The organism is Scytonema sp. NUACC21, from assembly GCF_054684315.1.
The window spans coordinates 1-14,324 of the sequence record NZ_BAAFZH010000086.1 but is presented as its reverse complement, the minus strand read 5'-3'; the positions used below and the strand labels follow the sequence as shown (position 1 = coordinate 14,324).

Genomic DNA, 14,324 nt, shown 5'->3' with positions numbered 1-14,324 from the left:
CTCCCAGTGGGTACCGCAATAGTAATATTGTTTATCTAATATATGTTATAAAATTGAAATCTTAAAAGGAGCGTTAAAACAACTTAAAAAATTATCGCCAGAAATTCAAGAACGCATACAAGTTAAAATTGATGATTTAGCTACAGAACCCCGTCCTAACGGGGTAAAAAAGCTAAAAGGTAAAGAAACCGCTTATAGGATTAGAGTAGGTGAGTATCGCGTTATCTACGATATTTTTGACAATATTTTACTGAAAAACGTTGTGGAAATTGGACATCGTAATAAGGTTTATAAAGATGAAAGTTGACAAATATGAAAATTTTAGAAGTATCGCCTAGAGTTTTCTAGTATTAAGTTCCATAAAAGAGCATTGGATGCGTGGAGCAAAGAGTATGTTCGCGAATAAACAGCAATTCGGTGATGGGTGTTCTCTGTTATCCTCTCCCCTCCTTTTGGATATTTTTAACAGCTTGCGACAACGACATGGTTTGCTGTTAGGGGTTGAAGAATATCTGATGGTTTTGCGTAGCGTACAGGCTGGTTTTGGTATTAGTAATCACCAGGAATTAGAGCAGCTTTGCTGTATGTTACTTATGATGCCAGGAATGGATGGTTATGAAGTAACTATAGCAATCCGGCAAAATACTGCATTGCCATTTATCCCTATTCTGCTGATTTCAGCCCACGACTCACCCAATGTTGCTAAAGGATTAGATTTGGGTGCGAATGACTTTATTCGTAAACCTGTAACAGTGGATGAACTGTTGGCGAGGGTGCGATCGCTTTTGCGACTGGCAACTATGTTAAGAAAGACAGCAGTTGAATCCACAGAAGCCAGTACTGCTCAAAGTAGTTTAGAGACTCCTCAACAGATAATAATGAAAGCTCAAGTCTCTTCTGAGCAAGCTTCCCTTCATACTCAACAATTTGCCATGAATTCATTAGTTTTAGATTTACAAAGAGATGCTTTTGACCCATCAGTCTCTGTATTGAACTTGCTTCGTAAAGCATTAGTTGTTTCCCAAAAACTTGCGCTCAAGGAATTTCAAGAATGGATTGATTTTGAACTCAATGGATATTCTAACTAGGTAAAGATACCTGAGTATCGTTTGATTACAGGAATATTGAGAGCATGGAATCCTTATCATGGCTGGATACCAATTGTAATCCATAATATACCGCAAGACTTAGCCGACACGATTTCCCAAAAATATATTGCTCAACCAGTGAGTGAAATAGAGAAATTGGTCAATGATGGACAAGATCCATTGGTTATTTATTTTTCCAAGAATGCAGAATCGAATTTGATGCAGTTTTTAGGTATCGACCTTCCGCCATCACTACATATTAGCAAAGTCAGCTTAGTCGGTATTTTAGAAGCTATTAGAGATGTTATACTTAGATGGTCGTTGAAGCTAGAAGAAGATGGAATTTTAGGGGAAGGAATAACTTTCTCTGTCAAAGAAAAGCAAATTGTACAAGCAGCGCCAGCGCATTACTCAATAAGAAATTACACAAAATACATCAATATGTCCCAAACATATAGTTCAAATTCTGATAATTATTCAACTAATATTCAAGCAGGTCGCGATGTGAGTGGCATTACCAGTAGTTCTAATGTTAGTGGCGTAGTCGCAGGTGGCCACATCAGTGGAAATGTTACAAATACATACAGCAAATCTACTGATGCTAACATTAATGAAATTCTTAAACTTACAGAGTACTTGAGTCAACGGTTAGAAAGAGCGTCTCCCATCTGTTTCTAATTTTGAATTGGCGAAAATCTATATTGGCAACAATACAACTATTTGTAATGAGGATAATGCAAATTTTCACCTGGATAGGTGAAACTTAGCTTATTATTCAGCAACACTTGTCATAGCTTTCCTAGCTTTAACTTATTGAGAAATTTTTGTCAAGGCGAAATCCTGAAATTATATTTTCTATTGGTTTCAAAAAGTCGTGTTTGTTGCCAGTTTTGGGAGCACCATGCCAAACCTGTCAAATATAACACCGCCTTTTTAGGAGTGTCAATAAAAAAGGTGACCCCTAAAACCCTGTAGCGGAATCTTAAAAAAAATACCTATTTTTAAAAACTTGTGCCAGAATAACGGTGTTGTATAAATGGCTAAACCAGTTAAGTATGCTAATTGAACATTCCGCTGTTAAAAGTTTTCCAGAGAAACTTTTTGGTGCAATCTACAAAATTGTTAAAGATTGCAGCTTAGAGTTAATGAAAGGGCAAGAAGTAAAAAATGTGTTAACTTAATTAAACTAATTTAACAGGTAAAAATAGAAATGACAAATACTCCAAAAGTTTGTACAAAAAGTACGCCAAAAGGTTTGTGCAATATCTGTGGTACTTTTTGTAATTTAACTGAAGATCATGTACCACCAAAAGGTAGTGTAAATCCTAAAAAAGTAACAATTAAAAGTCTAATTCCTTTTTTTGATAAAGTAGATCCAAAAATTTGTAGATTATCCCAAAATGGGATGAAATTTAAAAGTTTATGTGGAAGGTGTAACAATGAACGATTGGGAAGTAATTTTGACCCTTCTTTAAATAAATTTAGCCATGATTTTTCCAAAATTCTCAATGCAAATCAAACAATTATATTGCCTGGAGAAATTAATATTAAAATACAACCACAAAAATTAGCACGTTCTATTGTAGGCCATTTACTCGCTGTAGAAATACGTAATGACATGGCTGAACCACTACGTACAGCACCAATGGTTGATTTAATGAGAAAATATTTTTTAGATGTTACTTTAGACTTTCCATCTGATTTTAACCTTTACTTTTGGCCTTACTACATACCAGAACGTCAAGTGATTTTAAGAGCATTAAGCATATCTTCAATTGAACAGAGTGGTACAGTTATCACACTTAACGGTGATTTTCTAAAATTTTATCCTTTTGCTTTTTGGCTAACTTACAAAGCTCCAAAAGAAAAAATTCTAAATTTGATCGGAGATAAATTCTTTAGTGAAATTCTCATTCGTGGACATAATCTTGATGCATGGACTAATGTATCTATTAATCTTATTCAAGGAAATACAATTCGTGAAGATTGGCCAGAAGCACCAAATGATACAGAAATTTTATTAATCAAAGACTCAATGTGCTTTATTGCTGAAGTGTGATTTTACCCAAAAAAGTTAAGAAGGCAGAAGTACGAGGGCAGAGGGCATTTATGGAATCCCCATAAATAAATTTAGGGGATGCGCGTAAAGTTACTACGTTTTTATTTTTATCCATAAATAAATAATGGTGCCTTTAAACCATAATGGCAGAGCACAGATGACTTACCTTTGTTAAAGATTGAAAATCCTACATAGCTGCCATCTGCCATCAGCAAGGCTGCCTTTCTTCGGTAATATTATGGGTATAACGACAAATGCCTTATTTGCAGTAATTAATCTGCTCGATCTCAAGCTTTGCAGGACATCGCTCAATACTTATCCGAAAATCTCTTGTCGCAAGTGCTAGAGAAAACACGGGAACTAGAGGATGAGTTTTACAGAGCTAGAATTTTGAAGAATATTGCACTTAAGGTTAATTTGTCTCCTCGTCTGGATAGAATCCAAAGTTTCGAGGGTTTCGCAGCATAAATGAGCCACCCTCCTTAATTAAATCCCCAGTGCAGATAATGGGCTTTCGCTCCCAGTAAGCTTTCAGTGCTATATTGTATTGGGATTCATTTAAATTCATGTGAATTTTTCGCAACTTATCCACAACAACGCCCAGAATCATAATGTTGCTACTTTTTACTTCGGTTAACGGTTGAACTTGTGTCACAACTCCTTGAATTTCAATATTCCCCACTACTGTAATTAGCTCGCTCAAAATATCCAACTGTGACCGATTTTCTGCCTTTTCCAAAATTTCCATAACTTCGTACATCCGACGGGGATAATCATCGAAATCCTGGTCTAAAGGTAAATAAATCTTTAATTTATCTTCATTGAAAGTGTCCCTAGTCCAACTAGATACTTGAGCGGGAACACGGGTTCTTTCATGCCATCCTTTAGATTGTAAATAAGCTGCCACCTGACAGGGATCTAAACTTTTCAGTATATCATTATCACAAACAATTGCTTTCATAATGTGCCTCCTGTTTCGATTTGCTGCATAATATCTTTAAGAGCATTGACTGTAAACAACTGTCGGCGAGGCAAATAGACAGTTACACTTTCAGTATTTTGTGTTTCTGGTTGTCCTTTTAATGACATCCAGTAGCCGCAACGCCGCATACAGAGTTCGGTTTCTGACTGATTCACCCATTGAGTTGGATTGTCAGGAATTAACACTACAATCAAGATTTTAGGTACAAGAGTTTTCTGCTTTCTCAACTCATTATAGTTTTTGAGTTTGAGGGGGTATCTAATAAACTCATCACTCACTACATCTATTGAAGTAGATTTCACTTGGACTTCGAGGCGAGGTGGATAAAGCGAGTATTACTGCTCTATACCTGAAATGATAATGTCGATACCACCAATATCTGTAGGTCTGGATGCTATCTGGCATGAGTAACCTGCTGCTGATACGACAGCATATATATAAGCATAGCTGAATTCTTCTTTTTGGATATTCAAATCCATTAAACTGGCACTTATGTATTAATTTGAGATGTTTGGAATAATGTTGATTTTATTTATCAACATTATTATCATATTACGCTAGTTATACGTTTTTTGCAGCTTTTTCTTGGCAAAAAAATCTCTTTTAAAAAAAGAAAATACAGAGAAGTAAAACTGTCAATAATTAGTTTTCGCCATCCCTGGTAGTTCACAAATTTTGCCTACCAATAAGTACCAAGTGAGACCACTGACAAAATTACAACCAGACGACCAGCGTGAAGCATGGCTGTTGGCTGTGGAGCAGGCAGGGAACAAAGCACCATCCAGTACTCTTGTCATAAGAGAAAGATAGTACTTCTTAATGGAATATAAAAATTTAGCTACAAATAGGTGTTTTCACTCTCTAGCAAACAAGTGCATGCGACCTTTATCAATTACAATCGACAAGACATCAACTCCAAAATATCTCTAATATGCCCAAAACGTTCATTATTAAAGGAGAATCCATCAGCAATCAGATATCTTAAGGTAGTCATCTATACATAGTAGTGACAGCACGTGTGGAAGATTTCCCAACAGACATTCCTCTAACACCAAACGTCAGAGAACCAAACAAAAAGTCAAGCACTTATAAAGAAATGACGTTGCTCTATCAACCACATTTACAAAATGTTAATCTGTTTGGACAGAGTTAAATATGATTACAGCACTAGTGGTAAGTTACGACATCCTACTAGCTTGCAGATACCAAAGGTGCTGAACGCCACAGAACTAGAAAGAATCAATCGCCTGTTACCACTCCTTCCTCAAGCGTTGGAAATTGAGCGGGAACTGTACAAACTTATCGAGAAATACTTAACAAGCCCTGTAAATAAAGGTAACAATGACACGCTAGCTTCAATATCAACCAGTGGAAACACAATATTGGCTGACGGTAGCGCGTTTGGGTTCAAAGCGCCAGCCGTCCTCTCGTTACCCGCGATCGCAGCTTACAGAGCATTTTTGGATTCAGACTACAATTGGATATTTCCTTTTGAAGAATTCTCTCCACGATTGTTAAAAAAACTGTGGTCAGATAAGTTATTTATTGCTCTGAAAAAAGAAAAAGCACTCATGAAACAACGCCATAGCAACGACGCTATACAGAAGAGTTCAGTTTTGGAGTGACTTATGCACGACTTCTCTAGAAGAAAAGAGCCGGATTTTTGAGGAGAAAACACGTCCATCGAAAAAGTCTTCATCTCCACCAAAACTAACTTTGGTATAATGTGCAATTCGTAATTCGTAGTTGAAGATTCAATTACGAACTACAACCAATAAAGCGCTCCGCACTCCGTTGTTTAGCAAGCGATCGCCTGAATTCTTTCATGTTAAATCTGGCGTTCTCCAAAATTCTTCTGTTGCTTGAGCAACTGATTGATAAAGCAGATGAATTGTGTTTAGATTGAATCGTCCTATATAATATTTGATTTTATAAATTTAAAATAAAAATTTGATTAATTCATACTAAAATACCCTAGAGTTAGATTCTACTTGTTCGGTTTTTTAAAGCTAGCCAAATGCTTGCCTAACAAGTTAATACAACACTAGATTTTTCCCAGCAATATCATTTACTAAAAGCAAAATGAGTGAAGTCAGAGCCAATTATGACAAATCATGGAAAGAAGCTTTAAACGAATATTTTGAAGACTTCTTAGCCTTCTTTTTTCCCGAAGCACACAGAGCAATTGATTGGACGCAAACCCCTGAACTTCTTGATAAAGAGCTTCATGCATATTACGGCTTCAGCAGAAACGGGAGATGGAGTGGCTGATAAACTTTACAAAGTTGCGTTGTTAGACAAAAAAGAAGCTTGGATTTTAATCCACGTTGAGGTGCAAAGCTATTATGATGCTAACTTGTCCAAGCGGATTTACACTTATAATTACCGCGCCGCCGAACTTTACGATAAATTTGTTGTGAGTCTGGCGGTTTTAGGTGACACTATTCCTACATGGCGACCTAACCAATATGCTAAATATGTTTTAAATTGTTCGTTGAATTTCACATTTCCTACTGTTAAACTCATGGATTACGAACAGAGTTGGCATGAGCTAGAATCGAGTAGTAATCCATTTGCCATCATTACGATGGCACACTTGAAAACTAAAGCAACCACGACTAACTTAACCCAACGGGAAGAGTGGAAATGGCAGTTAATTCGCGGACTTTATGAACGGGGTTTCACAAAACAGCAAATTGTTAAACTCTTTGACATAATTGATACAATGATGACACTGCCATTTCAGCTACAAAAAAGATTAGTTGCCAAAATCAATCGTTTTGAGGAGGAAATGTTAATGGCTTTGGTAAGCCCAACTGTACAACTGGCTAGGGAAGAAGGTCGCGAAGAAGGTCGCGAAGAAGGCGAAATAATAGGTGAGCAGAAAGTCATTATACGACTACTCAATCGTCGTCTTGGTGAGATTGAAGCTCCATTCATTGAGCAAATTCGTAAATTACCTGTTGAACTGTTGGAAGAATTAGCAGAAGCATTACTGGATTTTTCGACTGTATCTGATTTAGAACAATGGTTACGAGATAGATCTTATGCTATAGAAGTAGAAAAAAGTTAATAACCTGAGATTAGGGGGGCGATCGCATATTCGGTTAATGGGTTATTATTAAGCGAGCAGTGCAAAAACCAGAAAACCCGCTCCCCATTGCCCCCCAACCCCAGAGGGGACCCCAAAGCCCCCCATCTGCCTTAATGATAAGTCTTTAACTGGACGCGATATGATGCTGAAGACGGCGTAGAGTTCCATAAAGTTTTTGCGTGTATCGCCGTATATACCTTCAATGTCACCCAGACAAATTATCGTCTGGGTGACACTCGTGTTTTGATTCAAAGCACACTAAACCGCACAACACGGGAAAGCATAAGTAAAGTTTTGTAAAGATTAGCAGTTTTTGCGTAGAAGTCTCAGCTGCGGGAAGATACCAGAGTAGAGATTCCCTCATGGGTAACCAGAAGTACTGATGAGCAACGATTTTCACAACAGAGATAGCGCTCTCAACCTGCAATTACAGCAGGTTATCGAGGAGGTCAAGCAATTTTCGGCTACTGATGATAGTCCAATCATCAGAGCAAAGCGACGGATAGCCTTGAATCGACTGGTTAATGCTATTCAGTTTTCTGGACGATTGAGCAAGCAAGCTAAGTGGTTGGGGATGCCTAATTATCAAGATTATTACAATGAGGCTTTACAGAAAACTTTGATAGAAATTTGTGAAAGAATTAATCAGTATAACCCACAATACCCTTAGGGCAAACGCATTAAAACTTGTCAAAAATGAGCTTGACAAAAATACGTGAATATAATTTTGGATGCTTGTCAGAGATTTAGTAAATGAAATGATTACGAAAAGACAATTGGGTCGAGTGGCGTGAAAAACAACCCTATTGGAGTGATAAAAAGAATTGGAAAGTATAATAGAACTAGCTTTCAGACTTAATGCTGGATCCCAATTTGAATTTGTATCAAAATCAAAACATTCCAGATAATGAATATGTGACACTCATCAAGATTCGGGTATGGGTTGCGATCGCTATGCCTAAAATTTTGAAACTAGAGCAACACGACTGTTTAGAGGAGTTGTCCAAGCTTTACCGACAAGCACTCATACCCAATAGAACGCACGCGATTCCAAATAATATGGTTGTTGGCTAAGGGATACAGGGTAGAAGAAGTCGTAAAAGTTACAGGATATAGGCGGAGTTCGATTTATAGAATTGTAGGTCGTTATAACCAGTTAGGTGCTTTTGGGTTAAAGGATAAACGCCATGACCATCCCGGTCCTGATACTTTGCTATCAGAGACAGAACAAGCTTTGTTATGGAGCGCATTGCAAGAACCACCACCAGATGGTGGTTTATGGAATGGTCGTAAAGTTGCGGATTGGATGAGTAATCATCTTGACCGTCCTATTCATCCACAAAGAGGGTGGGAATACTTAAAATCTTTTGATATGCGTTTAAAGGTACCGCGACCAGCACACGAACTGGCAGACCAGGTAGAATAAGAAAATTGGAAAAAAAAACTAGAACAGACACTGAGGGAGATACGTCAAAAATATCCAGCGTATACTCCTTCAAATTTTCCCACAGCAGGTAGCTACTGCTTGTAATCGCAGATCCCACAAGACCAAGAAGGGGTGGAATGATAACGATCCACCAACCTGCTAAAAACAGAACATATGCACTGCTTAAAAGAGCAATGCTAAAGAAAAAACTCTCAATACCGTTCGGAGAGGTCAATCTTTTAGATTTCAATCGTTGAACAGATTCAGTTACTGAATATGGATCGATCGATCCTAGGGTGCTTCAAATCTGTGCCATACCGCCATCAACAAACAACTCGATGCCGTTGACAAAGCTGCTGTCGTCTGATGCAAGAAAGACAACGGCTTTGGCAATCTCATCGGGCGTGCCGACTCTCAAGAGTGGGATAGCGCTGGCTTGGCTGTCAAATTCCACTCCCAAGTGCTCGGAACCAGGAGTTGGAATCACTCCAGGACTAATGGCATTCACCCGGATTTTGCGATCTTTAAGGTCGAGTATCCAATTACGGGCAAAGGAGCGCACGGCAGCTTTAGTAGCACTATAAACGCTGAAGGCTGGATTGCCCTTTATCGAAACGATTGAGGCGTTTAGGATGATAGTAGCGCCCTCTGTCAACAAAGGCAGTGCCTTTTGCACGGTGAACAGAGTACCTTTGACGTTTGTGTTGAATGTTTTGTCAAAGTGTTCTTCGGTGATTGAGCCGATGGGGACAAATTCGCCAACGCCAGCATTGGCAAAGATGACATCAAGGTGTCCTTGTTCTTGTTCGATGGTAACGAACAGGCGATCGAGGTCTGCCAGCTTGGAGACATCGCTCTGAACACCCGTAACATTTTTACCGATCTCTTTGACAGCAGCATCCAGTTCAGTTTGGCGACGACCCGTGATGAAGACATAAGCACCTTCAGCAACAAAGCGCTTGGCAGTGGCAAGACCAATACCACTATTGCCACCAGTGACAAGAGCGACTTTTCCTTCTAGTTTTCTCATAATGGCGAATCCATGTCTGTTAATATTCGCGGTTTTCCTCTTTCTGCCCTAAAGCACTGAACTTTCTCAATCCCCTTTGCTCGTATTCTCAAACGCAAACTACGGAGTCAATGCCAGTTGTTAACTTATCTTTGACTTACCCAACGAAAATTAGATAAGCCAAAGCGCTGTCAAGCCGCCGATACCAAAACCTGATAAAAAAGAGAATTACTTGCAACTGAGGGGAAAAAAGCGATCGCTACCTATTGCAGATGTTTCTTCAGTTCGGCAGCTGCCTGGACGAAAAGAGAACGGGTTGCTGGAAGCTCGGCTAAACCATTCAGCAGTGCAAAGTCATTAACCATAGCATTATAGATTTGCATGAGTTCAATATATACAATTGACTCTAAATTTGTCGTCCACTTAGAGTTGAAAATTTTATTCAATCAAGTGATTGATGAATGAGCCCATCTCAAAATCGAAGCTTGGCTGCAGCTAAAGTAGGAATTTCAATTCAAACCTGAGTACTAATCCTTCTACAAACTAACAATTCTTCAGTTTGATGCGTTTTTGTCACTGGTATGCCACCTCCCTCGATCAATAATTTTTTCTCGTGATTACACTGTACCCTTTTTTGAGGGGTTCTCAAACCCGATTTAGTTATGCGACAGTGGCTTTAAAGGCGCTTGCCAAATCTTGATAGTCTTATCTGCACTGCCGCTAACAACGGTATTACCTTGCGGTTTGAAAGCCACAGACCAAACTGCTTTGTTATGTCCGGTGAAAGTGTCTAACAACTGCCCTGTTTTGGGATTCCATAATTTAATTGTCCGATCGTAACTACCACTAGCGAGTTGCTGCCCATTGGGGCTAAAAGCCACAGAGCAAACTGCATTATTATGTCCGGTTAGGACATGCTGCAACTGCCCCTGCGGATTCCACACCTTAATTGTTCCGTCATCACTACCACTAGCAAGCTGCTTTCCATCAGGGCTAAAAGCCAATGATGAAACAGCCCGATTGTGTGCCGCTAGGGGGGTTTTCAATGCACCGCTTGCCAATTGCCAAATCATGATTTTTCCATCTTTAGTACCACTGGCAAGCAACTGCCCATCAGGACTAATGGCAACCGCTTTCACTGCATTTGTGTGGTAAAAACTGCGGAGTACTTTTCCAGTACTCATATTCCAGACTTTAGCTGTCCGATCCCAACTGCCACTTACTAAAGTCTTCCCATCTCGGCTGATTGCAACAGATTCAACATCATCAGAATGTCCAGAGAAAGTGCGGTGAAATTTCCCATTTTTGAGATTCCACAACTTAATCCGGTTGTCCCAACTACCACTGGCTAAAGTTTTGCCATCTGGACTAATGTTGAGTGATACAACTGAATATTGCAAGATCTCAGTTTTTTACCCAATCAAGTCCGGAAACATCTTGGCATGAACTACCTTTAAGTTCTATCAAGGGTGCAATAGCAATACGGCGCACTGTGTCATCGATCGCATCTTCATGGATAACAATCTGGGCGCGTGACTGAATTAATTGCTGTAATCTCGAACAACTGAGGACTGGAGACAGTGATGCTAATGCTGAGAGGATTTTTGGGGTTAACTTATCCAGCGATGGTCTCAATGTCTGATTTAAGTCAGGCACGTTATCAAAAAATTGAAGATCTTCTCTTTGCCAGGTTTGAAAATTATTTACTTGAAGCAGCTTTCCAGCAAATATCTGCCATTGAAAAAAGACTACGGCTGCATCGGGATTGAGATCGTAAGTCGGTGCCTGCTTCCGAATTTCTGCCAGCAACTCCTGTTCGCGCTCAGGAGCTTCAATGGCGCTGTTCTGATTCCATTTCCATCGGGCAACATCATTCTGAATCAACAATCGCTGCCGTATTAGGTTCAGTAGTCTATCTACCTGTTGCTGGTAGGATACTACCGTAGAGCTTTGGGAAATTACTAATTGCGTTCCTTGAAAGTTTTCTTTGGACTGTCCAAGACTTAGCTTATCAGTCAAGAACGGCGCAAAAGTAATGATAGTGATCTGCAATAGTAAAAGCTTTTTAGAAAAATTTAAATTCATGATGAGTGATATGAGAAACTGCTGAAGATAGCTAACAGATGTAGAGCACCACGTACTTGTTAGAGGGATTTAGTTGAGCTTGACTGAAAGCTCAACCTAAAGTGGTGTTTACGTGAAGATTTTTACACTTCGGATGAGGAAATATGCATCTCGTAATTTGGGATTATTTGTTGTGTCCCAAAGATATCCACCGCATCTTTCTAATCCTCCAGGGAAAACATTGCCAGCCCAGTCTCCGCACAAAGTCGTATTGATGACCATCTCCATATCTTTGAAATATCCAGGACACGGATTGAAACTAGCGTAAGGGTTTCCCCATGTGTTTGGGTCAGGTGAATTTCCAAGGACATTTGCAGGGATGTCAGCACGTTTCCAAAACCAGATTTTAATTGTCTGGTCGTAGAGCCACTCACAAGCGTATACTCCGCCGCCATTCTCATTGAATCCGTGACCAAACGAATTTTCCGGTCCTATGATGCCACATCCCGTGAAACCGTTGTTGGCGTTGCAATCTGGCTGCAAAATATGTGGAATGTTCTGGAAACATCCTTTTTTGGTATGCAATGTTGACTGGTTGTTGTTGTTGGCCGAGGATGTCGAGTTTACTCCTTCAATGATGTCGATTTCCCCGTTTTCAGGCCATGTAGGTCCCGTTCCAACAAGCCATATGGCTGGCCATACTGCCATTCCTTCAGGTATATGGTCTAAATCGATAATAAATAACCCTCCATTGTACTTTTTATCTGTATAAATGCGGATCGCCTTTCTTTGACGTTTCTCTTCAGGGTTGTAGCCATCCGATTCAACATCGATTTTAATTTTGTTGCCATCGACAATGTTGATGAGCTCGTCCCACTTCCCGTATTGTACATAGCCGTGGGTTGGGTCATCATGAGTGAAAAAACTCCATTTGTCACCTTTTTCATTTCCATTGATAAACTGATTTCCAATCCAACTATCTTGAAGTTGCCAAATGTTAGCACCACCGCCATCATTACCAGATTGTTCGGGAATAACAAATACCATTCCAACTTGAATCTGTTCCGCATTATCTCCAATGATATTGCGATTGGCTTCATAAATAAGATGCCACTGATTGCCATCTCCGTAAAATTTTTCGGCTATCTTTGATAGCGTGTCTCCTGGCTGTACGGTATATGTTTGTGTTGCCATATCACTACTCAAACGATAGGATACTCAATCGGTAAAATTTTTACAAAGCTTGTCAGCAATTGGTCAAGGCTCTTGAGCACCTCATCCTTATTGATTTGGCGCACCCCACTTGAATGTTACCGCAGCTTTTTCAGGTACAGTGTATGTAAATGACTGCGAACCCCATTTGATTTTTACTGATTTCTGAATTGATGTTCTATTGGACAATACAACTACTTTAGAACCATCAGAGTTTTTGTATGCTACGTCTTCAATATCGTCTGTGAATGAATTAGATTCTATTCTGTATGCTCCTGGGTCAACAAACTTGCTTGTATGACCTATTGAATAATACGATGTGTTCCTTGTTACGCTGTCTGTAGAATCTGACCTGATTGTCAGGAAACCACGGTTTGAATTGGATGAATCTACTCCTGCAAGCTTTGGAGATGAGTTTTCGAGCCCTCGTTACAGAACAGCGAGTACTTCTGAACTGCCGTCATTAGACTTTCATAAGTATAAAAATTATCACGTTCGGGAAAGATACTCTCGTAAGTTTGACGAGACACTATGCTTGCAAAACCATCGCTTGTACTTCCACCTGTGCTTCCATTACCAGACAGAGGAATGCATACTTCCTGACCTACTTGTAAATTACGAACATCTTCTTCCGTAAATGAAGTGCCATCTGATTTAAGGATCTCACGCCAACGATCGCCATTATTCAACTGTTGTTGGGCAATATTAAACAGCGTATCTCCGATTTCGATCGTGTATGAACTACCTATTTTACAACTCATAATTTTGCTATCAATGTTTGTATAAATTCAATATATGCAATTGCCTTTTACTTGTCGTCCACTTTGAGATGCAATTTCTATTCAATATAGCGAGCGATCGATCGGTCGATCTTAAAATAGAAAGTAAGCTCCAACTAAAGTTGGAATCCAAATCCAAACCTCAGTACCGTACAAATGTCCCTTCCCCAGTCTCCAATCCCCAATCCCCATTTTCAACTTCGATTAACAATCACAACAATTTCTGTGCCTGCGTAGGCTTGCTTCGTTTGTATAGCCTCACCCTTCTAGGGTGTAAGTGCAAGATATCACAGAAGAAACTAGCCACAATTAATCTCTTGCCAAAACTTTGTGGTTAATTAACTTTTTTGGTTGATGACTTTGTCCTGGTGGCACATACTCGATTGCGAGATTAATGATATTTTATGTTTACACACACTCGGTTATCCCAATCGCGATACAAGCTATGACGCTCAATTTATATTTACTGCGACACGGAGAAACTACTTTTAGTCAAAGTGGTAATTTCTGCGGTGAAACTGATGCGGAGTTGACACTTGAAGGGATGCAGATGGCAGAGAGCTTTGCTGATGTTTATCAAAAATTGAAGTGGGAAGCAGTTTATGTGAGCC

At 39.4% G+C, this 14,324-nt stretch carries 16 protein-coding genes and 3 pseudogenes; 11 read left to right on the top strand and 8 right to left on the bottom strand.

Going from position 1 to position 14,324, the window contains the following annotated elements; all coding sequences use genetic code 11:
• The first annotated feature begins 40 nt into the window (after nucleotides 1-40).
• The 4 genes and pseudogenes from ACYRY3_RS21155 (at nucleotide 41) to ACYRY3_RS21140 (ending at nucleotide 3,147) form a co-directional block, all read left to right on the top strand.
• Nucleotides 41-307 (top strand): type II toxin-antitoxin system RelE family toxin, encoded by a 267-nt coding sequence (locus tag ACYRY3_RS21155; RefSeq protein ID WP_460203711.1) that lies wholly within the window; start codon nucleotides 41-43, stop codon nucleotides 305-307.
• Nucleotides 308-590: 283 nt separating this feature from the next.
• Nucleotides 591-794: pseudogene (locus ACYRY3_RS21150) on the top strand (response regulator transcription factor); the annotation flags it as partial.
• A gap of 6 nt (nucleotides 795-800) precedes the next feature.
• Nucleotides 801-1,766, top strand: a pseudogene (locus ACYRY3_RS21145) (AbiTii domain-containing protein).
• Between the two features lie 532 nt (nucleotides 1,767-2,298).
• Nucleotides 2,299-3,147: a hypothetical protein gene (locus ACYRY3_RS21140; protein ID WP_460203591.1), complete on the top strand. Its 849-nt coding sequence runs from the start codon at nucleotides 2,299-2,301 to the stop codon at nucleotides 3,145-3,147.
• 412 nt (nucleotides 3,148-3,559) lie between these two features.
• On the opposite strand, the gene ACYRY3_RS21135 is transcribed toward ACYRY3_RS21140, so the two are convergent.
• Nucleotides 3,560-4,108 (bottom strand): hypothetical protein, encoded by a 549-nt coding sequence (locus ACYRY3_RS21135; protein WP_460203590.1) that lies wholly within the window; start codon nucleotides 4,106-4,108, stop codon nucleotides 3,560-3,562.
• Nucleotides 4,105-4,434 (bottom strand): annotated as a pseudogene (locus ACYRY3_RS21130) (DUF4365 domain-containing protein); the annotation flags it as partial. The pseudogene ACYRY3_RS21130 and the gene ACYRY3_RS21135, both read right to left, overlap by 4 nt.
• 822 nt (nucleotides 4,435-5,256) lie before the next feature.
• Between ACYRY3_RS21130 and ACYRY3_RS21125 the strand changes: the two are divergent.
• The 6 genes from ACYRY3_RS21125 to ACYRY3_RS21100 all read left to right on the top strand — a co-directional run bounded on the left by ACYRY3_RS21125 (nucleotide 5,257) and on the right by ACYRY3_RS21100 (nucleotide 8,649).
• A complete protein-coding gene (locus tag ACYRY3_RS21125) occupies nucleotides 5,257-5,754 on the top strand; it encodes a hypothetical protein (protein WP_460203589.1) in 498 nt (165 codons plus the stop codon).
• A gap of 457 nt (nucleotides 5,755-6,211) precedes the next feature.
• Nucleotides 6,212-6,400, top strand: a complete 189-nt coding sequence (locus ACYRY3_RS21120; RefSeq protein ID WP_460203587.1) for a hypothetical protein — start codon at nucleotides 6,212-6,214, stop codon at nucleotides 6,398-6,400.
• Nucleotides 6,357-7,202, top strand: coding sequence for a DUF4351 domain-containing protein (locus ACYRY3_RS21115; RefSeq protein ID WP_460203585.1), 846 nt, complete (start codon nucleotides 6,357-6,359; stop codon nucleotides 7,200-7,202). Before ACYRY3_RS21120 ends, ACYRY3_RS21115 begins: the two co-directional genes overlap by 44 nt.
• A 403-nt stretch (nucleotides 7,203-7,605) precedes the next feature.
• A complete protein-coding gene (locus ACYRY3_RS21110; RefSeq protein WP_460203584.1) occupies nucleotides 7,606-7,893 on the top strand; it encodes a hypothetical protein in 288 nt (95 codons plus the stop codon).
• 188 nt (nucleotides 7,894-8,081) lie between these two features.
• Entirely contained in the window at nucleotides 8,082-8,297 is a 216-nt protein-coding gene (locus ACYRY3_RS21105) for a hypothetical protein (protein WP_460203582.1), read from the top strand.
• A complete protein-coding gene (locus ACYRY3_RS21100; protein WP_460203580.1) occupies nucleotides 8,290-8,649 on the top strand; it encodes a helix-turn-helix domain-containing protein in 360 nt (119 codons plus the stop codon). The genes ACYRY3_RS21105 and ACYRY3_RS21100 overlap by 8 nt, the downstream gene beginning before the upstream one ends.
• Before the next feature lie 301 nt (nucleotides 8,650-8,950).
• Here ACYRY3_RS21100 and ACYRY3_RS21095 read toward each other — a convergent pair whose 3' ends face one another.
• From ACYRY3_RS21095 to ACYRY3_RS21070, 6 genes are all read right to left on the bottom strand, one after another.
• Complete coding sequence (locus ACYRY3_RS21095) at nucleotides 8,951-9,679, bottom strand: SDR family NAD(P)-dependent oxidoreductase (protein ID WP_460203579.1); 729 nt, start codon at nucleotides 9,677-9,679, stop codon at nucleotides 8,951-8,953.
• Nucleotides 9,680-10,314: 635 nt separating this feature from the next.
• Entirely contained in the window at nucleotides 10,315-11,058 is a 744-nt protein-coding gene (locus tag ACYRY3_RS21090; protein ID WP_460203578.1) for a WD40 repeat domain-containing protein, read from the bottom strand.
• Between the two features lie 4 nt (nucleotides 11,059-11,062).
• The gene (gene aroQ / locus ACYRY3_RS21085) at nucleotides 11,063-11,677 is read right to left on the bottom strand and encodes a gamma subclass chorismate mutase AroQ (protein WP_460203576.1); all 615 of its coding nucleotides are present in this window, start codon (nucleotides 11,675-11,677) and stop codon (nucleotides 11,063-11,065) included.
• Between the two features lie 174 nt (nucleotides 11,678-11,851).
• Nucleotides 11,852-12,916, bottom strand: a complete 1,065-nt coding sequence (locus ACYRY3_RS21080) for a LysM peptidoglycan-binding domain-containing protein (protein WP_460203575.1) — start codon at nucleotides 12,914-12,916, stop codon at nucleotides 11,852-11,854.
• An 87-nt stretch (nucleotides 12,917-13,003) separates the two neighbouring features.
• A complete protein-coding gene (locus ACYRY3_RS21075; RefSeq protein ID WP_460203710.1) occupies nucleotides 13,004-13,198 on the bottom strand; it encodes a glycoside hydrolase family 30 beta sandwich domain-containing protein in 195 nt (64 codons plus the stop codon).
• A gap of 125 nt (nucleotides 13,199-13,323) precedes the next feature.
• A complete protein-coding gene (locus tag ACYRY3_RS21070) occupies nucleotides 13,324-13,695 on the bottom strand; it encodes a LysM peptidoglycan-binding domain-containing protein (protein WP_460203574.1) in 372 nt (123 codons plus the stop codon).
• Nucleotides 13,696-14,158: 463 nt separating this feature from the next.
• Here ACYRY3_RS21070 and ACYRY3_RS21065 point away from each other — a divergent pair.
• On the top strand, nucleotides 14,159-14,324 hold a 166-nt coding region (locus ACYRY3_RS21065; RefSeq protein ID WP_460203709.1), incomplete at its 3' end, for a histidine phosphatase family protein.